Below are 23,723 nucleotides of genomic sequence, written 5' to 3'. Positions count from 1 at the left end.
CCTCTTTCCTTCTTCGTAATTTTCCGGTTACGATTACAGGTATATAGCAGCCCTTGCAATCAAGGACGGAGGTGCCACGCCATGCCAACTTCTTATCAATCGCCCATGCGCGGAGACAAGAAATCCGAAGCTAAGACCACGAGCCAATCCACAGAGACCAACACGGTAAAAGAGGTTGCGACGGTGGCCAAGGTGCTAGAGGCCAAGGGCGGCAGCGTTTACACGATTGGTCCAGATGATACGATCAAGACAGCGGTGACCCTTTTAAAAGATCGCAGGATTGGTGCGCTTGTTGTCACAACAGAAGACGGCGCGCTCGTCGGAATTTTGTCGGAGCGGGATATCGTAAGGAAACTTGCGGAAACCCCCGGCCAGACCCTTCCACAGAAGGTTTCAGACAACATGACCCACGACGTCGAAACCTGTGGCCCTGACGACAACCTCATCGAGGTTTCCCGTCGCATGACCAAAGGTACATTCAGACACATGCCAGTCATGGAAGACGGCAAGCTTTGCGGCATGATCACGATTGGCGATGTCGTTAACTACCGCTTGACGGAGCTTGAACACGAAGCGCTGCAGCTTAAGCAAATGATTGTGGGATAAGTTGAAATCGGGCCAGAGGTTCGCAATCGAACGCGCACTTAGCGCTTGTGAACAACCAAAACCTGATCACGGCGTTTTTTGTCGAATTTAGCCTGAAATACGAAGCATCCGGAGATATCGATCCGCGCTGCGTTAAGTTCTTTTGCGACATGTGGATCGTTATGAGCAAACACACCTGTCTTAATGTATTCTTGAAAGAGCGCTGACGTTTTCGGGTAATCAGGTCGCTCCATTTCTGGTGGCTGCCAACGTAGGTCTTCGATGATGTAGAGACCGCCAGATTTAACTTTCTGAAACAGCTCAAGAAACGCGTTTTGTTGGTGGTGTGAAGCATGGCTCGCATCATCGATGACAATATCAAATTCGCTTACGTCATGCATTGCTTCGCGAATATTTTCACGCGTATCCATGTCACATCGGTGGAACGTAAAACGAGAATCGGAAAACCAACTGAAATCCGACACGTCGAGCCCGTGAATATGCGCATCGGGAAAAAACTCGAGCCACATCCGAATGGAAGGCGCATCTGTTGTTGGTCTATCCGCGTGCTTTCCGTGCTCCGGGCCTCCGATCTGTAGGCCCATTTCAAGGAACGTCAATTCTCGCTCGCGGTACGGTAGGAACAACATCTGGTAAAGCTCGGAGTAACGATGCTTTTTAGAGCCTTTGTCAGAACCGAAGCGATCAGCTAAATCAGTTAGATTGATCTGCCCACGGCCATAACGCTCAGACGCCGCAATTGGCATTGCTTCATCAATTTGACCCGCTTCCGTCATTAGCTTTATTCCTGTCATTCTAATCTTCGTTGAACATCGCAGGTTCGCGAAGATTTTCCAGCAGAAAACGAGGTTGTCTCGATCCGAGCAAGGAGCGACCGGTTAAGAGCAACTGAGGAGTTGATGAATTGCAAGTTAGATTGCTGTTTCCGACTGTGTCGTAGTTATGGATTGGAAAGGTATGGCCTCATTCCTTGATTATTTGCGTTACTGGAAGCAACAATGTTCGCGAATACTTAATCGGACAGAGCATTCCGTTTGGTTTTGCTTTCCAACTATTGCAATCTCATAAGCATCGAATTCAGAACTACTGGGAACAGAGTTATTGACGAACAAGAACCGCGTATTTTTGTCGGTAATCCATTGAAAAAGCTTGCTAGTACTAAGATGCACAATGCTTTCCCATCAACTTGTTAGAATATGAAAAAGGAATGCCAGCACGCAAAGAACGGCAATACCAAATCCGATGTGCCGTCCGCTGAAGCGGGTTCGGCTTTCTGTGCCGCGCTCATATCTTGGATCGAGCATTCTGGTGTTCGCGAGGAAGCTACCAAAACCAGTGTCTTCTTTGTGTTTGATATCTCTTAATCCGCGCCCCTTTTCCTTGTTGAGCGCATCAAATACTTTCGCCACGCGCCCGTCGTCAGCAATTTTTTGCTTTAGTACAGAAACTTCACAGCCCAAATGCTCAGCCAGCAAACGATTGCGGAAACACTCAATTGCCTCCCCGACTTCAGAAGACTGAGCCTCTACCGTCAGATCACATTCTGTATCGAACCCAAGCGATCGACGATTGATGTTGCTCGATCCGATCCGAATCGATTTATCATCCACGATACAGACCTTAGCATGCACATATATTGCCTCCTCCGCGGCATTAACCGGAGAAGCAATACGCAATCGGTTCTCGTGATCCACTTTGCGTAGTTGCTGAATAAGCCGCGTCCGCGTGACGTGCATCGCTTTATCTTCAACTTCTTTTTGTGCTTCATTTGGATTGATTATGATAATGTCCGGCCCATCATCCTCGGATAAGCGCCGTGACAAGGCTGTTGCAATCTCATCAGACGCAAAATACTGGCTTTCCAAATAGATCACAGAATTTGCAGATGCGATTTGATCGAGTACCATCTCTTCGATCTCGTTTATTAGTGCCTGATCATCTTCCGGTGGCTCGGTTCGCGAGATCGCGATACGCACATTCCGACAAGCAACAGGAAGTGATGCAGGCCAATAATCATCATCTGCAGGGTTCGGAGCAGCCAGTTTTTCGCCCGTGGAACGGGTCCACCGCGCACGTGCAAGATCTCCGAGAGCTTGCGCAGCGGGGCCAGTCACCGCATTGGTTAAATCGTGCCAAGGTTCTGCGTTTTCACCGTTCCGTAAAACACGTCGCGGATCTTTTGGGGCATGATCAGGCGTATCCCATCGGGCATCCGTAACGTCAATTCCGCCGCAGAACGCCACAGCATCATCAATCACGACAATTTTTTGGTGATGACACGCGCTGACAGGATGGCGGCCATCCAACGCTATCCGTATGTCTTTTGGACCATTCAAACGCAACCGCATTGCAGGTACGAGCCGCCCGGGGGCGACAATTGTCGATCCGCTCCAGCGAAGAATATACATGTCCAACTCGGGCCGCTCTTCTACCAGAGCTTCCAGAAACCCCCTAACCTTGTTGGGATAACCGTCGGGCGCGATACCGCTATCGTCACTTTCGCCCGGAAGCATTTCTATCTCTAGATCAAAGTCCCATCCGATCAACATGACCTGATGTTGAGCTTTGGTCAGGGCCTCTCTAAGTGCCTTGAAGTACGCCGCCCCATCAACGACCATGTCGTAGTTATTCGCGGTTTCGACGCGCCAGCAGTTGCGCCCCTCCTCAAACAATGAGTTGTTCTGCTCTAAATCGGCGGTGGCGTTCATGGCGGCGAGATGTCCTCCAATTGAGGGCAGAATATCTACCCTTAACTATATTGTTCGCTAACTCAACGCTGGCCGAGCCGGTTTGTTCCAGAATTCACAATCACTTTGTAACCCTAAGAATTGGCGGAAACGCGGTTCCCTTCGAGGCCCCACCGTTTCAACTGGCGTAAACTCCGCGAATTAAGCGTTCCTGAACGGGGAGCGATCCAACGCTGTGCGTTGCGCGAATGGCCGAGAATATGCCCCAATTAACATCAATCTACGCCCATTCATTCAGCGCCCTTGACGCCCAAGACCCCGAAAAACGCACTAACTTGGGAACCAATGCACTTCTCTCGCGTTAATTACCCGTTAACGAACAGCAAAAAAGAAAAGAGAGAGGAACAGAAAATGGATATTTTTACGGGTTTAGGTGGCTTAATCGTCCTGATCTTGAATATCTGGGCAATTGTGAAGGTGCTTCAATCCGGAGCGCCTGGCCTTAACAAGGTTTTGTGGATTCTATTGATCTTAGTGCTGCCGATTATTGGTTTCATTATCTGGTTCCTCGCTGGCCCCAAGGGCGCTTGAATATATCCCCAATCCGGACCTAATCTCCCCAATCTTTAGAATGGGTCCCATTCAAGCCCCCGATAGTCGCGCAGCGAATGCTGCGCGACTATTCCAAGCACATTAACCGATGCCAATTTTCAGGAGTAGAAGATGACCAAGTCTCCAAAAAAGACTGCTGCAAAGACTAAAAAAGCGCCGCCAAAAAAGGCGAAAGCAGATAAGATTGACCAAGCGGTCGAAGACACAGGCGCGGCGTTAAAGGAGTCTGTTGAGAGTCTGAAAGAAGGCGCCGCTGAAATCACGGATTCCGCAAAGAATACCGCCGAAGCCACGGCTGATGCAATTTCAGATACAACTTCGCGCGCTTCAAGCACATTAAGGGACGCTGCGGAGTCTCTACGTGACGGTTCGTTTCAAGAGCGAACTTTCGGACAGCTTGCCGCAAGCCTCGCGGACGCCTCAGATGCAATTCGAGACAAAGACTTGGGACAAATCTCTCGCGATGTCTCAAACCTCGCGCGCCGCAATCCATTATTGTTTGCAGGCGGGGCCGCATTGCTTGGATTTGCCGCTGCGCGCCTCATGACAAAATCGGGTAAAAATCATGACTCCTGAGACTTCCACATTTGCCATAATCGCCGATGTTCTTCGCCGAGGGTATGAACTCATTCAAAAAGAGCTGCGTCTAACCAAGGCCGAGATCAGCGACAGTATAAACCGTGCCGCTGTAGCGATTGGGCTCCTCGTCGCCGCCGCTGTGATGGGCATCATCGCCTTGAATCTGTTGGCCGGAACCCTCGTGACAGCATTGGTTGTGAACGGGCTAAGCACTGTTTGGGCTACGCTTCTGGTAGCCGCTCTTTTCGGTGTCTTTTGTCTAATTTTGATCATGAAGGCAAAGCGCGACCTGAAATATGCCGCGAACACACCTGCCCGCACCGCAGAACGCATCCGCAGAGACACCGCCGTTTTAAAGGAGGCCGCGAATGACACAAGATCTTGAAACCCTTAAATCCGATGTAGAACGCGAGCGCCGCCAACTTGAACATTCGCTAAGCGCATTGAATGACCGAATGTCAGTTGATGGCCTTAAAGCTGAAGCTGGCCATCATCTTAATGCGGTGACTGGAGACGCAATTAACAAGGTTTTGGCGCGCTTTGGTCGCAACGCGGAAGCTCACCCGCTAGCAACGGCAGCTATCGGCGCTGGTCTGAGTTGGTTGTTGTCCGAGCCTGATCGGTCAAAGAAAACGGAACCACCTTCGCCAACTCGCCGCTCGATGGGTGCATATAACGGGCCGAAAGTGGCCGAGGGCGACCCAAACCTCGACACACCTGCGATGGTTGCCGCCCATTCTTCGCCTCGCACGCCAAATGTTGTTGAACGCGCGCAAGACAGAGCCGCCGACGCGATGGACACCGTTGCCGACAAAGCCGGCGCGTTACGCGATCAAGCCGAGAGTTTGAAAGAGCGTTTGAGCGAAGGAACGCAGGAGTTGTCTCAAGAAGCGCGTGATCGTGTGATCGCGGCTCGTGAAAAGGCACTGAACGCCGCCCAAACCGGACAAAGAAAGCTACGTGACGCAGGCAGCGCAAGCCGAGATTTCGCAACTGAAAATCCGATGATTGTCGGAGGGGTTGCCCTTGCAATTGGTGCTGCCATCGCCGGTGCGCTCTATATGCGCAAGTCTCAGGACGAGGAAGAAGAGTTGGAATTCGACGTATTTGAAGAAGCCGATCGGATTTTTGAAGAAGAGCTCGAACGCGCCCGCTTAGAGCGCAACACCGCCATCCAAGGTGCGACATCCGGCGACGCCGGCTAGATGAACACCCACAGCAGAAACACAGGAGAAGACGACATGTCCCGAGGCCGCGACGCAGCCAACCCCACCGAATTCCCGCGCGCGGGATGGATGGATATTGGCTCGCGGATTGTCAAAAGCTTCGGTTCTGATCGTATCAGCCTGATTTCTGCTGGCGTGGCGTTCTTTGGATTGCTTGCGCTATTCCCTGCATTTACAGCGCTTCTCGCGGTTGGCGGTCTTGTGTTAGATACATCGGTAATAGTCGAGCAACTCGACGCATCAGAAGGCGTGGTCCCGCCAGACGTTGTAGAGATCCTTCGCAATCAAGCTCAGTCCGTCACTCTTGCTGGCGGGCTTGAGCTGACTTTGCTCCTGAGCGTTCTCCTTGCGATATGGTCTGCGTCCCGCGGAGTAGCGACGCTTTGCGACGGATTGAACGTCGTTTACAAGGAAGAGGAGAAGCGGAGTTTTTTCCTTCGGAGTGCTGTATCTGTCGGGCTGACGTTGATAATTATGGTTGGCGTACTGGCCGCTGTCCTTGCGATTGTTGCTTTGCCGGTTTTGCTGTCCTTTGCCGCACTAACACCAATCGCAGAAGTGGCGACGCAACTCCTGACTTGGGTGCTTTTGGCCGCTCTCATTATCGCGAGCATATCGTTGATTTATCGTCTTGGCCCTGCGCGGAGCAACGCGCGCTGGAGTTGGATTTCCCCTGGGGCGATTGTGGCGTGGCTTCTCTGGCTTATCGCCTCGATCGGGTTCACCATTTATGTCCAGAACTTCGCCAGCTACAATGAAAGCTTCGGTGCGATTGGTGGTGTAATTGTCCTCATGATGTGGCTTTGGATCTCAGCAATGGCGATACTAATCGGCGGCAAGGTAAATGCGGAAATGGAACACCAAACACGCGAAGATACGACCACAGGCCCAGAGAAACCTATGGGATCACGCGGCGCTGTTGTAGCTGACGAACTCGGGCCGGCACGTGATGCCTAAGCAAACACGCAAACCCAAATGGGCCGAAATTGGCATTTTTCTCTGTATTTCGGTTTTCTTTCTGGAATGGGCCAGTGATTTCCTAATCCCGCTTGTAGCTGCCTTTCTTGGATCATTGATTTTGCGTCCTGTTCAACGCAAGGCAATGTCAGTCGGGATTCCGAACGGCATTACGGCATTTTTGGTTTGCCTCGCTGCGGGTGTGGCCATTGTTATTGCTGTTTGGACGTTCAGTAATCCGATATCGCAATTGGTGAACGACCTTCCTGCAATGATCAACGAACTGCGCAATACACCAAATGCTGCGGCCGAAACGCTTGATAAAATTGGCGACGCCGCCGAAGCCGCGCAAGAGGCCGTGGCAGGCAAAGAAGATGTGCCTGCGATGGAGGTTAAAGTTGTCGAAAACTCCAGCTTCCTCGGTTCGCTTGTAACCTCTGCTCCGGTGCTGCTTGGCCAGATTGTCCTGACGATTGTCCTGTTGTTTTTCCTAGTTTCATCTGGATCAACCTTCGAACGCAAGCTCGTCGAATGCATGCCCAACTTCGCGGACAAGCGCGCAACCGTTCAAATTGTTCAGACGGTTGCTCAGAAACTTGGCCAATATCTCGGCGGAATAACCTTAATAAATCTGGGACTTGGCGTTGTCATCGGATTGGCAATGGCCGCATGGGGCTTACCAAATCCGTATATGTTTGGAGTAATCGCATTTACGCTAAACTTCGTGCCCTACATCGGCGCAATCTTTGGTGCGCTCCTCGCAGCGATTGTTGGTTTTAACGAATTTCACACTGCTTGGTCGGCGATCTTGATTTTCGCAACTTACATGGCGCTGACTTCAATCGAAGGGCAATTCGTAACGCCTTACATCATCTCCAACCGGCTAAAGCTGAATCCGGCTGTTGTGTTTATTACAGTGGCATTCTTTGCATGGATTTGGTCTGTGGTGGGTATGGTGATTGCTGTACCGCTGTTGATCACCGCAAAAGTCCTACTGGATCAGAGCCCTTCTACCCGCCCGATCGCATTGTTCCTTGGCGAAGCAAATGAACAGTTTAAGAAAGACGGTGGGGCCGCTTAATACAGCGACCAAACCGATCTACTTTTTGACGGCGGCTAAGTTTATTTAAGAATGCTCTTTGGTGAACAGTTCCTCACGCAATACCAACCCGCCCAAAACCAAGATACCGAGCACAACAAATCCACTCAACATCACGTCCTGAGGCATATTGGCAACCAGTATCCCGACCAACGCCCAGATCACAGCAATCAGGTACTCTGGGGCATTTGGCCGTTGCCTGTACACAGCAACAGATGCAATCAGGCCGAGACTTATTCCACAGTAGGTCCAGCCCAGAGCGCCTAGAAACACGCCATACCCAGCCATGGTTGTTCCTAGCGACACGCATGTCGCTGCTGTAAGCCAGCCAGCATAAATTCCGACAGGCGCTTGAAACATCCAGCGATCTCGATTTGGTGCATGGAGCAATGCTACGACGGTCCCCAACGCCATGAGAAAGATCGTTATGGTCGCCCAAATCGCACTCGTGTTTGCAATCGCAAGCCAAGGCACTCCGATGGCAAGGCTAAAACTCAAGGGCAAGCGCGCGCGTTGCCATTCCGGGTCCTCCCGTCGCTTAAGATACCCGAAAGCAGCCGACACGATGAGCCATATGTAAATAAGGCCCCAGATTGCAAAAGCATAGCCAGCTGGTTGTATCGGCGGATCAATTTGCGGGATCGGGAGCTGCTCAGAGTCAAATCCGGAAAACGGGCTCGTCAGCAGCGGTGCAATGGCAAAGGCAATTGCCAAAACCAAAGTCAAAAGCGCGGAAATGTGGTATTTCATTGGATTTCACTTTCTTTTAAGTGCATCTAAAGCGGCCCCAAACGATGTGCTCGGGTCAAAAAATCTTAGTAGGTTAGGACAAAGCATCAGAGATGCTCAACTCTCCTCATCTGTGTTTTGAAGCTCAAAGCGGTCTCGCAGCCAGCCAACGATGGTGAGAACAAGAAAGGCCAGCACCGTCACACTCGTGGCCTCTTTCACGTATCCGAAGCCAACAGCTATGCCAATTATGCCAACAACCCAGATCAACGAACCACTACCAACGCCGCGCAGTTTTCCATCACTTCGGTTGGACATAATCGCACCGGCGCCCAAGAACCCGATGCCGCCAACAACGCCCGCCACGACGCGCGAGAGATCAAACGCATAGTTGTCGGTTGCAGCATTCTCGGCAATGTTGAGCGAGATCATACATAAGGCAGCAGACCCTAAACTGACCAGCAGATAAGATCGCAAGCCCAAAGGCTTGTGCTTGAACTCTCGGTCAAGCCCCACGAGCAATCCCAACCCGAGGGCAACACAACATCGAAAGAGAAACGTTTCCAAATCAAGCATAAACACAACCTAAGAAAAGATGACCGGACATAACAAAGGGCGCAGTCACCTGCGCCCTTCGAAGTTGGCAATTTGAACTATGCGACAGCACGTTGCGGCTATTCTTAACTATTCAGCCATTCATTTACGGCTTCTCGAGCCTCTTCTTTGGTCTTGCCGTACTTCTGCTGAAGCTTACCTTCAAGCTGTTCGCGATCACCGTCGATCTGGTCGATTTCATCGTCGGTCAATTCGCCCCATTTCGCTTGTAGATCGCCTTTGAGTTCTTTCCATTTACCTTCAATTTGGTCCCAGTTCATAACGGTCTCCTTTCGTTTTTGCATTCAAGAGATCAACGTGAGTTGGGCAAATTGGTTCCAAGAAAATGAAAAATAATTTTGCGCAAAAGTGAGGGGCTAAATGTCCTTGGGGAAAACCGCCTCAAACGAAGTTTCGGTTCCGGTTGAGGCAAGGTTCGTTTTGGCTTTGAGCCCACGCGCATATACTTCGCAAAGACGTGCACCGACCGGATCCGTGATCATATCGTCTGCTTCTTGCGCAGAAATACTCAAGCACAGCTTTTCACCCGCGTCTTTGACTTGGACGTTGAGCGCAGTCGCGCCGGCGTTCGAAAAATGCACAAGTGTCTCAGCGATAAGGTAGCAAAGGGTGTAGGCCCGATTTACGCCGACCGACACGTCATCATACGCTTCGGCGATATGAAGTTTTTCAGAGATTATCTCTTCTCGGCGCAATTTCTGAATCATGTGCCCAATGCCCGGGCCAACAGGCAAAACAGGCGCATCAACTGTTCGATGTAGAACTTCATGAACCATGCTGATAATTCGCAAGCGCACAGACACGCGTTTGATCAGCGCGACCTCTTCTGGCGTTTTGGCATTACTGGAATGCAAACGCATGATAGATTGCACCACCTGTAAGTTATTGCCAACACGGTGGAAAATCTCTCTCTGCAACGCATTCGCATTGCGAATCCGGTTCTCGGCTTCGGCCTCTTCCCATAGCAATTGACGTGCAAGGCGGGAGAACTCCTTGCGCATTTGTGCTGTTTCGTTTGTTACGGAGGGGGTTTTCTCTGTTTGCGGCAAGGTGCGACTATTCATGAAGCCATGCATCTCATCCGACAACAAATTGATGTCACGCAACACCAAGCGGCGCACCAACAAATCGGCGATCAGCAAAGCAATCGCCAGCAAAAGAAACGGTCCAAAGCTTGCTCTAAGAACAATCAGGTATGTGGCAGGCCGCAAGATTTCTGGAGAAAGGCTCGCAAACGTACGCACACCAAGCGTTGTTTGCGGCAAAAGAACGATGCTCTCGTCAATGCTGTTCTTTACGATGCCGCGCGCATCTATATCCATCAACCAAGGCGCATTTGCGAGAAGCCCTTGGTAAGCCTCATCCGCATTCGGATCACTCGTCATGAGAAAGCCATATGACGTCACCCATTCTGGGAGGTCCACTTCACCGGGATCAAATGCCAGAGAAGCAACTTCATCTCCAACGGAGCGCCGGACCGTCAGGTGATGATTATTCTCCACTGTTACGATGTCTTCGCGGTTTCCAGATAACAAATCGACATCCGCGAGCCCTTCTACATTGCCCCCCCAAAGACAGCTCTCTGAAGGGCTGACCGATGCTATTCCAGCGGCCAATACGGTGAAAGAAGCGTCGTCAACCGCTTGGTTCAGGAGGCGGCACCGGTCCGGCAGCGGCAAATCCTCGCTTGCAGCGGAGGACATCAGATTCATCAACAACTTGGATTGCTCGAATGCGGAAGTTACGTCAACGAAGGACCGCTCCACGCTGTCCAATGTTGATTGCTCGCGGGAACTGTAGCGTGTTTCTGCCAAGTTATATTGATAATAGCTCGCCAGAATTGCGATGGGCGCCATAACGATCAGGTAAATCGCCTGAAACCTGCTTTGCAGGGATCCCATGATATAGCGCGTACGCGGCGCCACTATGCGCCTGATTGGTTAACAACAGACATGGTTTGGCTGTCCGTTATTTCGGTCGCGGCACCTTCATCAAGCTGCATGAGATGAGCCAACTCTTTACGGGCCCTGTTTGTACGGGACTTCATTGTTCCTAATGCAACTTCGCACGCCTCTGCGGCTTCTTCGTATGACATCCCCAAGGCGCCAACCAAGGTTAGAGCTTCGCGATGTTCGGCTTTCAATTGCTGGAATGCTGCTTGAAATTCAGTGAGCTGAAGCCGTCCGTCATGGTCGGGCTTAACCGACAGGCTGGCAACCAATTCGCCCTCTGGATCGTCGGTTTCGCGCACGGCCTTTCGGCGCTCAGAATAAAATGCGTTGCGCAGAATCGTAAAAAGCCACGCACGCAAATTTGTACCTTCACGGAACTTATCGAAGTTTCCGATGGCTTTGACCAAGCATTCTTGAACAAGATCGTCAGCACGTGTTGGATCCTTGGTAAGGCTACGTGCGAAGGCGCGCAGCGAAGGAATATGCTCCAACACCGCGTCGCGAGGATCAGAGTCGCTCATTTAGATGACTCCTCCGAGCGGCTGTCGGACTTAGATTTTTTCAATTGATCCAATAAGTCTTTGAAGCGATCCGGCACGCCCTCATCTAGCGTTTCACGGAACGCCTTTTTAAGATTGTCATCAATCAAATCGGTTGATTGATTTGATGGTTTGGGCTCTTCGGGCATTGATTTCACTCTATTATCCGCACTCCAACCGCGATATCATAAAGACAACGTACAGAGTAGAACTTGGTTCCCAACAGAACCCAATTAATGTGAAATTAATTTTAACTAGCCTTTAGCAGGACCATCAAAATGGATCATATTGCGACTCACATTCCTTATTTGCGCCGCTATGGCCGTGCCCTCGCAGGCAACCAATCTGCCGGAGATGCATACGCAGCGGCGGTTCTTGAGGCGATGATCGCCGACCCGGAATCGATCCCCGAAGCAGGCGCAGCCAAAGTCGCCTTATATCGCATGTTCCACACAATCTGGCACAGTTCCGGTGCGCCGGTAGACGAAGAGGAAAAGGGCATCGCAGTGCGGGCCCAAAAGCATCTTTCGAAACTCGCTCTAAATTCCCGGGAAGCGCTGCTGCTCCATGCACTCGAAGAATTCACAACCGAAGAAGTGGCCGAGATCATTGGTGTCAGCCAATCCGAAGCGGAAGAGTTGATCCGCATTGGCCAAAACGAACTCGCCGCTGCGGCCCGTGGTTCGGTGCTTATTATCGAGGACGAACCAATCATCGCGATGGACCTTGAAGGCATCGTCTCGGATGCAGGGCATCGCGTATTCGGTGTGGCCCAAACAAGAGCAGAGGCAGTTGATATTGGTACGGACGGAAAACCAGACCTTGTACTAGCCGACATCCAACTTGCCGATGACAGCTCCGGAATTGATGCTGTAAATGATTTGCTAAAGGCTCATGGGGATGTGCCCGTGATTTTCATCACTGCATTCCCAGAACGTCTATTGACGGGTGAAAAGCCGGAACCAGCGTTCTTGATCACCAAGCCTTTCCGCCCGGAACAGGTACTCTCGGCAATCTCACAGGCATTGTTCTTTTCTTCGACACAAACGCTCAAGTCCTAAAACCAGTAGTTGCGCGTAAAGGGGCGCTACTCACCGCCCCTATGCTGCCTATATGCTAGCGCGACCGCGAGATTAACTAGCCTTTGTCCGCGGACCGAGTAAGAGCCAAAGAATAAAACCGAAAATTGGCAACAGCAGGATAAGGATCACCCACAAAACCTTCCCGACAGCTGAGGCATCCGACGACATGACGTTATACAAAGCGTAAATGTCCAACGCCAAAACCAAGGCGCCGCCGAGTGTCATCTGCATTGTGTTCATGTTCTTCCCTTTCGAAATTTCATCTTAGTTCCAGCCGCGTTACGTGCGTCTGCAGATTAATGGCTCATTTCCCGACGCACTTGACCCCATGCCAAGAACGCGAAGATTGCTGTGCCTCCAATTACGTTTCCGGCAAGTACTGGGAGAAAGAACCCGAAAATAGCGCGCCCCACTTCCAAATCGCCAGTTACCATCAAGAATGCCATTTCAACCGAACCCGCCACGATATGCGTGAAGTCTCCGGCCGCGATCAACCATGTAAACAAGACGACAATCGACAGAGAAGACGACTTTGCTTCCGGAAGCATCCAGACGATTGAAGCAACAAGAATACCCGCTGGTATCCCTCTGACAAAGCTTTCGGCCGCAGGCATACCAGTTGCGTGATGAGACAATTCTTCAATTGAATTTAGGATTTCGCCGCTAACGGCACCGCTATGGGCATAGAACGCCGCAATCACAAATGCCCCAACGACATTTGCAAATAATACAACTCCCCACAACACGCCAATCCGTCTCAGAATAAACCAACTTGGTTGCTGCAAGAACGGTAGAACGGTTGTGATCGTATTCTCTGTAAAAAGCTGCATTCGCCCGATGATCACCACAACAAACCCAAGAGAATAGCCGAGGTTCTCGATCAAATAGCTGTACGGCTCATCCGGAAGGAAGCTGCGGAGGATTGCCTCGCCAAGTACAGAAAAGCTAATAACGATACCCGCAGAGACACCAGACCAGAATAGAGACCCAACCGGCCGTTCAAGCTCCTCTTCGCCGTCGCGGCAAATGACCTCGTAAACCGTTTTTGCATCAAGCTTGCTGGCCTCTTCAATGGCCTGTTCGTTGTTATCTTTGTTCACTGGATTACCCTCTCAACAAATCGCCATCATCGTCGCCTTCGATACTCACCTGCATCTGCTCGTCGAGGTCTTGGGTCTCATTCCTCAAATCCTCATCAACGATTGAGCGGTCCGGCTCTTCGCTTTCATTTACGTGTGACGGCGCAGAAACAGTGGCATCTTGCACAGCCGCTGCCGGCGTAAACGGAACACCTTCGGGGAAAATGATCTCACGTGCCTCGTCCGGCATGCTGATCCCCGCATCAAGCAGTGCTTTCTTCACGCGCCGCATGAGAACAGACTTGATTTTAAGCGCAGAGACGTTGGCGCCGTCAAACCAGTAGTACACCCGAAGCGAGACCGTCGATGCGCCCAACGCCTCGGCCAGCACCATTGGTTCAGGATCGGTTGAGATTGCCTCATGCGCCAGAAGCTCTTTCAAAACAATCTCTTGCGCCTCACTGATCGCCGCGTCGTAACCAATTCCGACATCAAATTCGCCACGCCGGTGTGGGCTCGCAGAGAAATTTTCGATCGTTGATTTGAAGACCGTCGCATTAGGAATTTGAATGTGGTTGCCCTCAGGAGAGACAAGCACGGTGCTACGGGTGTTCATACTGTGGATCACACCTTGGCGGCCGTCCACATTCACGAGATCTCCGCGACGGAAGGGCTGTCTTAAACTCAATAACAAGCTGGCAAGAAAATTCTCGGCGATGTCCCGAAAGGCAAAACCGATCACGATCCCCAACACACCAGCGCCCCCAAGCACGGAAATCGCCAGTTGCGTCAGCCCCGCGATTTGCAAAACGATGTATAGCCCAACCAAAAACACTGGAAGGGCAATGCACCGCGCGACGATATCAACAAGAAAGGGCGAGCTCAGACGATCCTGCAATGCCCAGCGAGACAATCGCGCCACCATTACAGACAGAAAGAAACCCAATGGTAGAATGAGCAGCGCGAGTAAGACCAAAGGGATTGCCGCGATGGCTTTTTTGTAAAGACTTGAAAGCTCCTGCAACGCAGGGTCCACCGAAAATTCGTCTGCCCCCGCTACTTTTAAGCGATTAACGACCGCGACAACTCCATCGGTTTTCGCCGCGAGTTCACCCGCCCATTTTTGCCGTTCCGAAGAAACCGCAAGTCCGTCCATGAATACGATGCCATCTTCGACATCGATTTGAACACCACTGTACCAGCCAGTCGCATCCAATATTCCCGCCAACCTATTGCTTATCTGGTCGTCGCGAACACCACCGGTAACAGAGACCGATCGCTCCGCATCAACGACTTCACCCTCTTCAACATCTGCAGAAGCCGCGCGCGCACTTTCTGTACTCTGCGCGAATGCGGTTGGCGCAGCGCCAAACATCAGGGCCGCGCACATCCCCAAAACCATCATCAACCGAAGTTTCATCAACATCCCGAGCTTCTCCTTAGAGTACTAACTCAGCAATACAGCATTTGGTTCCCGGCTTCGTTAGGAACTTTCCTGATGAGCAATCACGTTCTACTTCTTGCGGGGTCGTATTTAGACAAAATCGCAAGAAATTCACCACCTCTGGGAACCATTCAGCAAGCAAAGCGTTGATGATGAAACCAAACCTGGCGCAGGAAGCGATCATTAACATCGATGCGCGCCACGATCCGCCAGTAAGAAGGGATGCCATGGACGGAGTTACCGCACAGTTTGACGAACGGTTGATGGGTTGGGTTGAAAGCCTCCGAGCAATGCTTCCGCAATTACTTGCTACGCTGGTGGTGATTGTCGTGACCTGGGGGGTCGCATTTCTGGCAAAGTCCATAATATCCCGTGTCGGCAGGAAGCTGCATCTCAGGTCTAATTTGATTGAAGTGCTCTCGATGCTGTCATCTGTTGGCATATGGCTTTCTGGTACCCTCATGGCCGTAACGATCTTGTTTCCTTCGATCACGCCAGCAAATGCCCTTACGACATTGGGACTTGGTTCTGTGGCAATCGGCTTTGCATTCAAAGACACTTTTGAAAACTTCCTCGCAGGGATCCTCATTCTTGTTCGCGAACCATTTGAGCTTGGTGATTTCGTGGAATGCGAAAGCATCGAAGGCCAAGTCGAAGAGATCACAATACGTGACACTCGTATTCGCCAAACTGACGGCCAGCTCGTTGTGGTTCCAAACCACCTTTTGTTTCAGAATCCAGTTACCGTCAGAACCAGCCGCGATTTACGACGGATAACAATTGCCTGTGGCGTGGCATATGGCGAAGATGTTGATGCAGCCCGCGACGTGATCAAAGAAGCGGTGCGAAAGGTCGACACGGTGCGGAATGACGTGCGCGAGGTCGAGATTTTTGCGAAAGCCTTTGGTGCCTCTTCAATTGATTTCGAAGTGACATGGTGGACAGGCTCCAAGCCGCTGGACGTGCGCCAAAGCCGCGATCAGGTTGTTGCTGCAATCAAGAGCGCATTGGATAGCGCAGGGATTGAGATTCCATTCCCCTATCGTACAATGACCTTTGCAGAACCGCTGCCAGTGCAACATGTGGACCGCGAATGACCAAGAGTTTTCCTGACGAAATGATAAAGGTCGGCAGCTTTGACTGGCCCCGCCCGCCCCCGACAAGTTCGCTTCGCGTGCGATTTCGACAGCTCCGAGAAAGGACCGGTTTTGGCGGGCAAAACCCAGCCGACGAAGCGCCGGACACGCTTGAAGGCTTACAAGGGCAGCTGCTCCCTCAGAGTATTTGGGAAGAATTAGAGGCACGCTATCGCACCCTCCTTGATGCTCGGTTTCTTGGGGCCACTGATAATGCGAGCGTGAAAGCCCTTGTAACGATGCCGAGCCTGCCTGAAGGTTTTGTCGAGGATTGGGCAAAGATTAACGGGCTATCGCTAAAACAAGACGGTGCCGCTGACGAAGTTCAAACTCCCCGAAGCCTAATCCCGCTTGCGTCAATGGCGTGGCGAACAGTTCCAGCTCGCGCCGCCGCTCGTCGGCAATTAAGCGAAATTGCAAACGCAACGCGGCGCTCAGACAGTGGTGAGTTGTTGTTGTTTGGGTCAAGCTGGACTTGGACCTATTTGGCCCAGACCTCGTCCATTCAAGCGGTGGTATCCGAGGCCTATTGCTTTCCGGCTTACGATTGCAAATCTCTCGCTCAACTGATCTCCGACCACATCGGCTCGGTGCAGCTAAAATCGGTAGAAACCGGAAAAGATATACTTGCCTGCAAAGATGACGGAGACCCCAAAGACAACTATCTCGCCGCCCTCGCCGCTACTGCAAACGGATGCCCTTGGGCCGCTCTTCAAATGCTTGAAGACGCCGCAGCACAACAAACCAACGGTTCTGAAAAACAAGATGAAGATGACAAGTCCACCGAAAATATACGCTGGGTTTGTGACCCTTCCCCACCCAATATCCCCGAACATTTAAAGCGTGCGCCGGAGTTCCTTCTGCATACGCTTTTGATCCATGGCCCATTGACAGAAGACGAGATTGCTCAAGCGCTGCCTCTGCATTTGCCGGTTGGCCTTGCCGTCGCGCTGGATCGCTTGGGCCTCGTCGAATTTAAGGACGACAAGTTACAAATCGTCAGCCGCAACTATCCACATGTCCGCGACATACTCACCAAGGCAGGTTTCCCTGCTGACCAGCTTTAGGGGGCCGAGATGAACACCGACAGCGAAGCGCTGATGAATTTGTTCAACGAGTTTTCGGTCTGGACCTTTGTCCAGATCGCAATGATCGTTTTGGTCAGCTTGGCGAGCACATTGATCTTGCGCTTTCTGATACCGCGCGTTGCAGAGATGCTACCCGCGCGATTTCGTTTGATTGCGCTCAATATCCTGCCGTTGGCGCGGGTAACCATTTTTGTTTTTGCCGTCGGTTTGATTGTCCCGCTCATCTTTAACGTCACGTTGAAGAACTTCGTGCTTGTTCTGGGTACACTTGGCGTCGCCTTGGGTTTTGCCGTCAAAGATTGGGCAACAAGCGCGGTGGCGGGTTTCGTCGCGATTTTTGAACGCCCCTACCGTTCCGGTGATTGGGTGCGAATTGATCAAGATTACGGCGAAGTAATTGAACTCGGAACGCGCTCGATTAAGCTGCGGACAGCGAACGATGATGTTGTAACCATTCCGCACTCACGGATTTGGGACGAAAATATCATCAATGCCAACAACGGGAAAAACACCTTGTTGTGCGTCGCTTCCTTTATGATTGCTGCAGATAAACCCGCTGACAACATCGTTGAGCTTCTGCGTGATATTGCCTTCACAAGCCCCTATCTTGATTGGGAAAAACCTGTATCGGTTATTCTTCAAAATGCACCCCACGCGACGACAGTACAGCTCAAAGCTTACCCTTTTGAAATGCGCGAGCAGTTCGATTTCATAACCGACCTTACCCAGCGCGGACGGGATGCTTTACTCGCAGAGGGAATTGAAATCGTTATGACCCCAGAATTCACACCAGCCATGGTTCAATCCACAGGGTAAATCGTCAACGTTAATAATTTGGGAACCATTTCGCGCACACCGCGTTGAACCACCATCATAACAACATAGGAGTTTCATTATGCTTGGTTGGTCCATTTCGTTTCTTATCGTTGCGTTGATTGCAGCATTCTTCGGATTTGGAGGTGTCGCCGGCACCGCTGCAACTATCGCAAAAGTTCTATTTGTCGTTTTCCTTGTCTTGTTTGTTCTTTCGCTGTTCCGCCGCTCAGCATAGCGACCGCAACTCGCACTCCTCTCCCCTGAAGCACGTGCCGAATTATTCATTCTGCACGTGCTTTTTCCTGAATCGGATCCGTTGAACGATGACCAATCCCGATATGCGCGACACGGCAAAAAAAGATGCCGAACAGCCCCAAGATCAGGGGAGCCAGTTCGCGGCGCGCAATAAGGTCATCCATATCATCTCGTTAAGTGCTACGAAAACGGCCGACGCATTGATTGATCCAAAACTGGTTTTAAGCTGGCTCATGAACGCATTAGGTGCGCCTGCCTATCTTGTTGGGGCGCTTGTTCCGATCCGCGAAGCTGGGGCTTTGCTCCCGCAATTGCTGGTCGCCCGTATCGTTGGGCAATCCACACGTCGAAAACAATTCTGGTCTTTTGGGGCGGCAATTCAGGGCGCTATGGCGATTGCGATCGGACTGTCGGCATATCTGCTTGATGGCGTTACTGCAGGTTGGGCGATTATTCTAGCGCTTGGCGTACTCGCCGTTGGTCGCTCAATTGCTTCAACAACCTACAAAGACGCCCTCGCCCGTTCCGTGGCTCAGGGCGAACGCGGAGCGGTCAAAGGTGCAGCAGGAAGTATCGCCGCCGCGCTTGGCCTTGCCTACGGCGCATCCTTTGCACTTGGGGTATACGGAGGTGTTTCCCAAACGATTGTAGCGAATTTTATACTACTAGCGGGCACTCTTTTTATAGCTGCAGCGTTTCTATTTCTCTCACTTCAGGAAGGTGAATTTGAGCCCAAAAGTAACAGCAGGAAAAGCCTTCAAGACTTTTTCGCTCCGCTCCTAGAAGATCGTGAGCTACAGGTTTTCATTCTCGCCCGCGCACTATTAACATCAACGGCCCTCGCGCCGCCTTTTATCGTTATGGCAACAATCGGCACGTCCGAAAACAGCCTTACCGATTTGGGGCCACTGGTTGTTGCATCCTCTCTCGCGGCGGTTGTTTCTGCATATGGCTGGGGTAAAATCTCGGACAAATCCAGTCGACTTTCCCTAATTCTTGCGGGTGCTGGTGCGGCCCTTGTTTACGCGTTGATCGTTTTCTATTCGGTATCGATTTCTGACGAGATGAACCTTTGGCTCGCAGGCCTTTTCATGTTCGGAGCGCAAGTTTGTTATCAGGGTGTTCGCTCAGGGCGGTCAATCTATCTAACCGATGCGACCAGCGACGACTCGCGATTAGACTATACCGCACTCAGCAACACAGTTATCGGTTGTGTGCTGGTCGCGGGGCTTGGACTGGGTGCAATCGCCCATTTTGCTGGGCCGAATGCGGCTTTGCTCCTTTGTGCTATTTTGTCAGCAGCAGGAGCACTCGCAGCAACCCGCCTGTCACCTGTCGCAGAGAAGGCAGAACTGGAATGATAGACACAAACGAGCCCACCTCGAACGAAAAAGCCGACGACAACCAAATATCTGAAATCATTGATACCGTGCAGGATATTCAGGACAACGACATCACGTCGATTGGCGCTTTGATAAAGCGGCTGGGGTATGCCTCTTTCACGCCTGTTCTCTTATTCATCAGCTTGGTGATCGTAACGCCGCTGAGTGGTGTACCTGGTCTTTCATCGCTTTGCGGTTTGATGATCATGTTGATCTCTGCGCAACTCTTGCTGGGCCGTGAGGAACTCTGGTTGCCCAAATTCTTGACCAGCCACAAATTTGATTCAGATCGCTTGAGCAACGCCTTGTGCCAGATCGAAACGCCGTTGGATTGGGTGCAGTCGATCACCACACGGCGGCTGGCATTCTTGACGAAGCCGCCTATCTCACACGGTCTTTATCTGGTTTGCATGATTTGCGGTGCTGCGATGCCATTTCTTGAGCTATTGCCAATGACCTCGACCCTATTGGCAAGCGTTGTGGCAATGCTTGCTTTGGCGCTCATCAGTAAAGACGGTGTTTTTGCTCTATTGGGACTAACAGTTTTGACTGCGGCTATCGCGCTGATCATTACTTTGGGTCGCACGCTGCTCTTCTCAATTACGTAAGAATAAACTCTGTAGAACTCAGGCGTTAGTTAATGCCTCTAGTCATCTTCCTTCGGACGATCCAAAGGCAACTATAGCGAAACGGACATACCTTCTGAGCTTGGATTAAAGTCCAACTCCGCTGAAAGCGACTTGGCAGTTTGCTTTAGAATTTTCCCGCCCAAACCAGACCCAAGCTTTTCTTCTTGATCTGCCCCTAGTCCGCGGCCGTTATCTTCAATCCCTACCAACACCTTGCCATCAGAAACCTCACCACGCAGCACGATTTTTCCGCCATTGTCATCAAAAGCGTGGCGCATGGAGTTGGTCACAAGCTCGGCAACCATCATTCCCACCTGTGAGGCCGTATCAATGTCCATCATCAACGGCTCTTCAGGGACTAATTGGTCAAACGTAATATTTTCATCAAGCCCAGCAATCGCAGTGCAAATTGAACTCAGATAGTTGAAAAAATCGACGTCATCCAATTCTGAAGGCGCTTCGATACCTTGGCGCATACCAGAGTATAAAGATTGTAGCGATTGGATACGGTTCAATACTCCAACCAAGCCGTCTGTCTCGCCAGTATCGCGCATCTGGAGTCTCACCGAAGAATGGATGAGAGTCAGATGGTTCTTAAGGCGGTGATGCAGTTCGGAAAGGGCAGTATCAGAACGCCGTTTGTCCTCCGCCAAAGTTTCATAGGGATTATCCTTGAGCACCATCTGGACAGCCATAAACCTCTGAATCTGCCCTGCGTCGTCATGGATCGGCTTGATCGACAAACGGTTCCAAAACAAGCCGCCATCGGCAAACCGGTTTAACACGTCAGCCGAGACTTCTTCACCCGCATCAATCGCCTCACGAATCCGCCGGACTTCGTCCTGATCGCTTTCGACACACTGCAAAAAACGACAATTTCGTCCGATCGCCTGCTCACGCGTGTAACCCGTTTGCTCACAGAATTGGTCATTCACAAAAACGATCGGATTGTCCGGTTGATTTGGATCCGTGATACATGCCGAGTACGGCAGATCCTTGAGTTTTTCACACAACCAAGTGTCATCATAAGTTCTGGACATAATACTGCTCGCAGTCATAAACAGAATAGCGATACCCTCAGATACCGCATTCGTCACGAAATTAGTGAAAAACAAAAACTATAAGCGCCACTTCGCCTGTAATCCCCATAAAAAATTGTAGAGCACTAATTAATACGCTTTGGTCTTAAAAAAGAAGCATTTGTACACGGAACTAGAAGCTGACCAAACGTTAACTGTGAAAACAAACGCCGCGACATGCTCAACAATCGGTTCTCAAATACGGGTGATCCGAATTTTCCCTACTCAAATATTGTTCGGGGACGATGAGGGACAACTCGGCGAAGCGCAGGAAATATGGCGGTGCTGTCAGACAAATTCGAACTCGTCTCAGCTAGGCCAGCAACGCTACCTTTATGTCGCACAAAGACCGCGCCACTCGATGAGAGCGACCGTGCGATTCAGCTTGAAATGGTTTCTTTGGGAAAGGTTGCGATCCTCATCGAAGTGGTTGAAAATAGATGCATGGACGGAACGAATTTCTACAAACTTCGCATCCGGCGAAAGCAGTGCAGTGCTCGCTCCCTTCGTCGAAACGGGAGATGAGAATTCTCAGCTCGGTTATTCTTCCAGCGCCCTGTCTCCTGCCTAGCAGCATTTCCGACAACCTTCATCGCCGCACCATAGGAACGTAGTTTGTCAGTAACGACGATCTCCGGATGGCCGTACCGTTTCATTGCTTTATTCAACAATTTAAGGGCAGCAACGCGGTTTCGTCGTTTCGTGATATAGCTTTCTAATACCTCACCTTCGTGATCAACCGCCCGCCAAAGGCAATGCTGGACACCGTTGATCTTCACAAAAACCTCGTCCAGGTGCCATCGCCAGTTTGAATAAGAACGGAGTTGCTGAACCCGCCGTTTGCGGATTTCTGAAGCAAATAACGGGCCAAATCTGTTCCACCAAAACCGAATAGTTTCGTGGCTCACGTCGATGCCCCGTTCTTGCAGCAAGTCTTCCACATTCCGGAGCGAGAGAAGAAACCTGACATACATCATCACCGCAAGACGGATGATCTTTGGGCTCGTTTTGAAATAGCGGAAAGGGGATAGTTTTATCATGCTTCGACGCTAAATAGCCGCCCTGCCCTTCACAACCGAGTTTCCCATGACACCTCCTGTTGGTAGGTTGATCAAACAAATAGTTCAATATCTGCATCAATAGGATCGAAATCCGGTTTTTCCGGTACATAGATGTCAAATTCCGAATTTGATCGAGTTGGATCACCCATGAAAATCTCCTAGTATAAGTTAATGACGTTTTCTACCATTTGACCGACCTCTAAATGATCAAACACTTCATCTACCTTACCGCCTGCGTGAACCGTAAGCGCTGTCAAGAAACACTTATGTGGGTGCTGTCAGACGAATTCGAACTCGTCTCTACTAGGCCAGCATCGCTGCCCTTTATGTCGCGCAAAGACCCCGCCACTCGATAAGAGCGACCGTGCGATTCAGCTTGAAATGATCTCTTTGGGAAAGGCTGCGATCCTGATTGAAGTGATTGAAAATGGATGCATGGACGGAGACGAATTTCTGCAAACTTCGCATCCTGCGAAAGCGGTGCATAGCGCGTTCCCTTCGTCGAAACGGGAGATGAGAATTCTCAGCGCGATTGTTCTTCCAGCGTCCCGATTCCTGCTTAGTCGCATTACCAATTTCTTTCATCGCCGCGCCGTAGGAACGCAATTTATCCGTGACGACCACACGTGGCTGACCATACCGCTTCATCGCTTTCTTCAAGAATTTAAGGGCTGAACCGCGATCCCGCGCTTGGTGACATAGCTTTCCAGCACTTCGCCTTCGTGATCGACTGCCCGCCAGAGGTAATGTCGCTCGCCGTTAATCTTCACAAACACCTCATCCAAGTGCCACTGCCAATTCGAGTAACACCGCAGTTGTTGAACCCGTTTTCGACGGATTTCGGAGGCGAACATTGGACCAAATCGGTTCCACCAAAAACGGATCGTTTCGTGGCTCACATCGACGCCGCGTTCATGCAGCAAGTCTTCGACATTCCGAAGCGAAAGCGGAAACCGGACATACATCATCACCGCAAGTCGGATGACCTCAGGACTGGTTCTAAAATAACGAAAAGGGGAACGTTTTGTCATGGAATGAGGTTAATGTCCCGCCCTACGCTTCACAACCGAG

26 protein-coding genes and 2 pseudogenes are annotated in these 23,723 nt (G+C 51.0%); 14 read left to right on the top strand and 14 right to left on the bottom strand.

What is annotated here, in order from left to right:
• The first annotated feature begins 81 nt into the window (after positions 1-81).
• A complete protein-coding gene (locus OU789_RS04265; RefSeq protein ID WP_274653604.1) occupies positions 82-606 on the top strand; it encodes a CBS domain-containing protein in 525 nt (174 codons plus the stop codon).
• A gap of 38 nt (positions 607-644) precedes the next feature.
• Here OU789_RS04265 and OU789_RS04260 read toward each other — a convergent pair whose 3' ends face one another.
• Positions 645-1,382, bottom strand: coding sequence for a hypothetical protein (locus OU789_RS04260; protein ID WP_274653602.1), 738 nt, complete (start codon positions 1,380-1,382; stop codon positions 645-647).
• Positions 1,383-1,787: 405 nt separating this feature from the next.
• Positions 1,788-3,314, bottom strand: coding sequence for a phospholipase D-like domain-containing protein (locus tag OU789_RS04255; protein ID WP_274653600.1), 1,527 nt, complete (start codon positions 3,312-3,314; stop codon positions 1,788-1,790).
• Positions 3,315-3,704: 390 nt separating this feature from the next.
• On the opposite strand from OU789_RS04255, the gene OU789_RS04250 reads away from it, so the two are divergent.
• The 6 genes from OU789_RS04250 (at position 3,705) to OU789_RS04225 (ending at position 7,748) form a co-directional block, all read left to right on the top strand.
• Positions 3,705-3,884 (top strand): PLDc N-terminal domain-containing protein, encoded by a 180-nt coding sequence (locus OU789_RS04250; protein WP_263953697.1) that lies wholly within the window; start codon positions 3,705-3,707, stop codon positions 3,882-3,884.
• Positions 3,885-4,016: 132 nt separating this feature from the next.
• Positions 4,017-4,481, top strand: a complete 465-nt coding sequence (locus OU789_RS04245) for a hypothetical protein (RefSeq protein ID WP_274653599.1) — start codon at positions 4,017-4,019, stop codon at positions 4,479-4,481.
• Complete coding sequence (locus OU789_RS04240) at positions 4,471-4,869, top strand: phage holin family protein (protein ID WP_263953699.1); 399 nt, start codon at positions 4,471-4,473, stop codon at positions 4,867-4,869. The genes OU789_RS04245 and OU789_RS04240 overlap by 11 nt, the downstream gene beginning before the upstream one ends.
• Positions 4,853-5,689 (top strand): hypothetical protein, encoded by an 837-nt coding sequence (locus tag OU789_RS04235; protein WP_274653596.1) that lies wholly within the window; start codon positions 4,853-4,855, stop codon positions 5,687-5,689. Before OU789_RS04240 ends, OU789_RS04235 begins: the two co-directional genes overlap by 17 nt.
• A 36-nt stretch (positions 5,690-5,725) precedes the next feature.
• On the top strand, positions 5,726-6,667 hold the full coding sequence (locus tag OU789_RS04230) for a YihY/virulence factor BrkB family protein (protein WP_263953701.1): 942 nt from the start codon (positions 5,726-5,728) through the stop codon (positions 6,665-6,667).
• Positions 6,660-7,748 carry an AI-2E family transporter gene (locus OU789_RS04225; protein ID WP_274653594.1) on the top strand — a complete coding sequence of 363 codons (1,089 nt, stop codon included), beginning with the start codon at positions 6,660-6,662 and terminating at the stop codon, positions 7,746-7,748. Before OU789_RS04230 ends, OU789_RS04225 begins: the two co-directional genes overlap by 8 nt.
• Before the next feature lie 45 nt (positions 7,749-7,793).
• Here the strand turns inward: OU789_RS04225 and OU789_RS04220 are convergent, their stop codons facing one another.
• The 6 genes from OU789_RS04220 to OU789_RS04195 all read right to left on the bottom strand — a co-directional run bounded on the left by OU789_RS04220 (position 7,794) and on the right by OU789_RS04195 (position 11,750).
• Positions 7,794-8,516 (bottom strand): hypothetical protein, encoded by a 723-nt coding sequence (locus OU789_RS04220; protein WP_274653592.1) that lies wholly within the window; start codon positions 8,514-8,516, stop codon positions 7,794-7,796.
• Between the two features lie 96 nt (positions 8,517-8,612).
• Positions 8,613-9,071, bottom strand: a complete 459-nt coding sequence (locus OU789_RS04215; protein ID WP_274653590.1) for an MgtC/SapB family protein — start codon at positions 9,069-9,071, stop codon at positions 8,613-8,615.
• A gap of 104 nt (positions 9,072-9,175) precedes the next feature.
• A complete protein-coding gene (locus tag OU789_RS04210) occupies positions 9,176-9,370 on the bottom strand; it encodes a CsbD family protein (protein ID WP_263953705.1) in 195 nt (64 codons plus the stop codon).
• A gap of 96 nt (positions 9,371-9,466) precedes the next feature.
• Complete coding sequence (locus OU789_RS04205) at positions 9,467-11,035, bottom strand: histidine kinase dimerization/phosphoacceptor domain -containing protein (RefSeq protein WP_274653588.1); 1,569 nt, start codon at positions 11,033-11,035, stop codon at positions 9,467-9,469.
• Positions 11,035-11,583: an RNA polymerase sigma factor gene (locus OU789_RS04200; protein ID WP_263953707.1), complete on the bottom strand. Its 549-nt coding sequence runs from the start codon at positions 11,581-11,583 to the stop codon at positions 11,035-11,037. The genes OU789_RS04205 and OU789_RS04200 overlap by 1 nt, the downstream gene beginning before the upstream one ends.
• Positions 11,580-11,750 carry a NepR family anti-sigma factor gene (locus tag OU789_RS04195; RefSeq protein ID WP_274653585.1) on the bottom strand — a complete coding sequence of 57 codons (171 nt, stop codon included), beginning with the start codon at positions 11,748-11,750 and terminating at the stop codon, positions 11,580-11,582. Before OU789_RS04195 ends, OU789_RS04200 begins: the two co-directional genes overlap by 4 nt.
• A gap of 129 nt (positions 11,751-11,879) precedes the next feature.
• On the opposite strand from OU789_RS04195, the gene OU789_RS04190 reads away from it, so the two are divergent.
• Positions 11,880-12,662: a response regulator gene (locus tag OU789_RS04190; protein WP_274653583.1), complete on the top strand. Its 783-nt coding sequence runs from the start codon at positions 11,880-11,882 to the stop codon at positions 12,660-12,662.
• A 72-nt stretch (positions 12,663-12,734) separates the two neighbouring features.
• Here the strand turns inward: OU789_RS04190 and OU789_RS04185 are convergent, their stop codons facing one another.
• The 3 genes from OU789_RS04185 to OU789_RS04175 form a co-directional block, all read right to left on the bottom strand.
• Positions 12,735-12,908 (bottom strand): PLDc N-terminal domain-containing protein, encoded by a 174-nt coding sequence (locus tag OU789_RS04185; protein WP_446719163.1) that lies wholly within the window; start codon positions 12,906-12,908, stop codon positions 12,735-12,737.
• A 71-nt stretch (positions 12,909-12,979) separates the two neighbouring features.
• Entirely contained in the window at positions 12,980-13,783 is an 804-nt protein-coding gene (locus tag OU789_RS04180) for a formate/nitrite transporter family protein (RefSeq protein WP_274653581.1), read from the bottom strand.
• A gap of 4 nt (positions 13,784-13,787) precedes the next feature.
• Positions 13,788-15,188 (bottom strand): mechanosensitive ion channel family protein, encoded by a 1,401-nt coding sequence (locus OU789_RS04175; protein ID WP_274653579.1) that lies wholly within the window; start codon positions 15,186-15,188, stop codon positions 13,788-13,790.
• A gap of 167 nt (positions 15,189-15,355) precedes the next feature.
• Between OU789_RS04175 and OU789_RS04170 the strand changes: the two genes are divergently transcribed.
• From OU789_RS04170 to OU789_RS04145, 6 genes are all read left to right on the top strand, one after another.
• Positions 15,356-16,303 (top strand): mechanosensitive ion channel family protein, encoded by a 948-nt coding sequence (locus tag OU789_RS04170; protein ID WP_446719157.1) that lies wholly within the window; start codon positions 15,356-15,358, stop codon positions 16,301-16,303.
• Positions 16,300-17,409 carry a hypothetical protein gene (locus OU789_RS04165; protein WP_274653577.1) on the top strand — a complete coding sequence of 370 codons (1,110 nt, stop codon included), beginning with the start codon at positions 16,300-16,302 and terminating at the stop codon, positions 17,407-17,409. The genes OU789_RS04170 and OU789_RS04165 overlap by 4 nt, the downstream gene beginning before the upstream one ends.
• 9 nt (positions 17,410-17,418) lie before the next feature.
• Positions 17,419-18,246 (top strand): mechanosensitive ion channel family protein, encoded by an 828-nt coding sequence (locus tag OU789_RS04160; RefSeq protein WP_274653575.1) that lies wholly within the window; start codon positions 17,419-17,421, stop codon positions 18,244-18,246.
• A gap of 79 nt (positions 18,247-18,325) precedes the next feature.
• Positions 18,326-18,481 carry a DUF1328 domain-containing protein gene (locus OU789_RS04155; RefSeq protein WP_263953714.1) on the top strand — a complete coding sequence of 52 codons (156 nt, stop codon included), beginning with the start codon at positions 18,326-18,328 and terminating at the stop codon, positions 18,479-18,481.
• A gap of 88 nt (positions 18,482-18,569) precedes the next feature.
• Positions 18,570-19,862 (top strand): MFS transporter, encoded by a 1,293-nt coding sequence (locus OU789_RS04150; RefSeq protein ID WP_274653573.1) that lies wholly within the window; start codon positions 18,570-18,572, stop codon positions 19,860-19,862.
• On the top strand, positions 19,859-20,491 hold the full coding sequence (locus OU789_RS04145) for an exopolysaccharide biosynthesis protein (RefSeq protein WP_274653571.1): 633 nt from the start codon (positions 19,859-19,861) through the stop codon (positions 20,489-20,491). The genes OU789_RS04150 and OU789_RS04145 overlap by 4 nt, the downstream gene beginning before the upstream one ends.
• Before the next feature lie 71 nt (positions 20,492-20,562).
• On the opposite strand, the gene OU789_RS04140 is transcribed toward OU789_RS04145, so the two are convergent.
• From OU789_RS04140 to OU789_RS04130, 3 genes and pseudogenes are all read right to left on the bottom strand, one after another.
• Positions 20,563-21,552, bottom strand: coding sequence for a PAS domain-containing protein (locus OU789_RS04140; RefSeq protein ID WP_274653569.1), 990 nt, complete (start codon positions 21,550-21,552; stop codon positions 20,563-20,565).
• 372 nt (positions 21,553-21,924) lie between these two features.
• Positions 21,925-22,631 (bottom strand): annotated as a pseudogene (locus tag OU789_RS04135) (IS6 family transposase).
• A gap of 345 nt (positions 22,632-22,976) precedes the next feature.
• A pseudogene (locus tag OU789_RS04130) lies at positions 22,977-23,683 on the bottom strand (IS6 family transposase).
• Between the last annotated feature and the right edge of the window lie 40 nt (positions 23,684-23,723).

The organism is Halocynthiibacter sp. C4 (genome assembly GCF_028823805.1).
GTDB classification, from domain to species: Bacteria; Pseudomonadota; Alphaproteobacteria; order Rhodobacterales; family Rhodobacteraceae; genus Falsihalocynthiibacter; species Falsihalocynthiibacter halioticoli.
Note: the sequence above shows the minus strand (reverse complement) of the source record. Positions and strands in the feature narration are given on the sequence as shown.

Coding starts and splice junctions, on each gene's coding strand:
- OU789_RS04160 (WP_274653575.1), top strand. CDS start 17,419: ATGAACACCGACAGCGAAGCGCTGATGAATTTGTTCAACGAGTTTTCG.
- OU789_RS04150 (WP_274653573.1), top strand. CDS start 18,570: ATGACCAATCCCGATATGCGCGACACGGCAAAAAAAGATGCCGAACAG.
- OU789_RS04230 (WP_263953701.1), top strand. CDS start 5,726: ATGTCCCGAGGCCGCGACGCAGCCAACCCCACCGAATTCCCGCGCGCG.
- OU789_RS04235 (WP_274653596.1), top strand. CDS start 4,853: ATGACACAAGATCTTGAAACCCTTAAATCCGATGTAGAACGCGAGCGC.
- OU789_RS04155 (WP_263953714.1), top strand. CDS start 18,326: ATGCTTGGTTGGTCCATTTCGTTTCTTATCGTTGCGTTGATTGCAGCA.
- OU789_RS04185 (WP_446719163.1), bottom strand. CDS start 12,908: ATGACACTCGGCGGCGCCTTGGTTTTGGCGTTGGACATTTACGCTTTG.
- OU789_RS04210 (WP_263953705.1), bottom strand. CDS start 9,370: ATGAACTGGGACCAAATTGAAGGTAAATGGAAAGAACTCAAAGGCGAT.
- OU789_RS04175 (WP_274653579.1), bottom strand. CDS start 15,188: ATGTTGATGAAACTTCGGTTGATGATGGTTTTGGGGATGTGCGCGGCC.
- OU789_RS04220 (WP_274653592.1), bottom strand. CDS start 8,516: ATGAAATACCACATTTCCGCGCTTTTGACTTTGGTTTTGGCAATTGCC.
- OU789_RS04245 (WP_274653599.1), top strand. CDS start 4,017: ATGACCAAGTCTCCAAAAAAGACTGCTGCAAAGACTAAAAAAGCGCCG.
- OU789_RS04215 (WP_274653590.1), bottom strand. CDS start 9,071: ATGCTTGATTTGGAAACGTTTCTCTTTCGATGTTGTGTTGCCCTCGGG.
- OU789_RS04265 (WP_274653604.1), top strand. CDS start 82: ATGCCAACTTCTTATCAATCGCCCATGCGCGGAGACAAGAAATCCGAA.
- OU789_RS04250 (WP_263953697.1), top strand. CDS start 3,705: ATGGATATTTTTACGGGTTTAGGTGGCTTAATCGTCCTGATCTTGAAT.
- OU789_RS04140 (WP_274653569.1), bottom strand. CDS start 21,552: ATGTCCAGAACTTATGATGACACTTGGTTGTGTGAAAAACTCAAGGAT.
- OU789_RS04225 (WP_274653594.1), top strand. CDS start 6,660: ATGCCTAAGCAAACACGCAAACCCAAATGGGCCGAAATTGGCATTTTT.
- OU789_RS04255 (WP_274653600.1), bottom strand. CDS start 3,314: ATGAACGCCACCGCCGATTTAGAGCAGAACAACTCATTGTTTGAGGAG.
- OU789_RS04165 (WP_274653577.1), top strand. CDS start 16,300: ATGACCAAGAGTTTTCCTGACGAAATGATAAAGGTCGGCAGCTTTGAC.
- OU789_RS04195 (WP_274653585.1), bottom strand. CDS start 11,750: ATGCCCGAAGAGCCCAAACCATCAAATCAATCAACCGATTTGATTGAT.
- OU789_RS04190 (WP_274653583.1), top strand. CDS start 11,880: ATGGATCATATTGCGACTCACATTCCTTATTTGCGCCGCTATGGCCGT.
- OU789_RS04260 (WP_274653602.1), bottom strand. CDS start 1,382: ATGACGGAAGCGGGTCAAATTGATGAAGCAATGCCAATTGCGGCGTCT.
- OU789_RS04200 (WP_263953707.1), bottom strand. CDS start 11,583: ATGAGCGACTCTGATCCTCGCGACGCGGTGTTGGAGCATATTCCTTCG.
- OU789_RS04240 (WP_263953699.1), top strand. CDS start 4,471: ATGACTCCTGAGACTTCCACATTTGCCATAATCGCCGATGTTCTTCGC.
- OU789_RS04145 (WP_274653571.1), top strand. CDS start 19,859: ATGATAGACACAAACGAGCCCACCTCGAACGAAAAAGCCGACGACAAC.
- OU789_RS04170 (WP_446719157.1), top strand. CDS start 15,356: ATGATGAAACCAAACCTGGCGCAGGAAGCGATCATTAACATCGATGCG.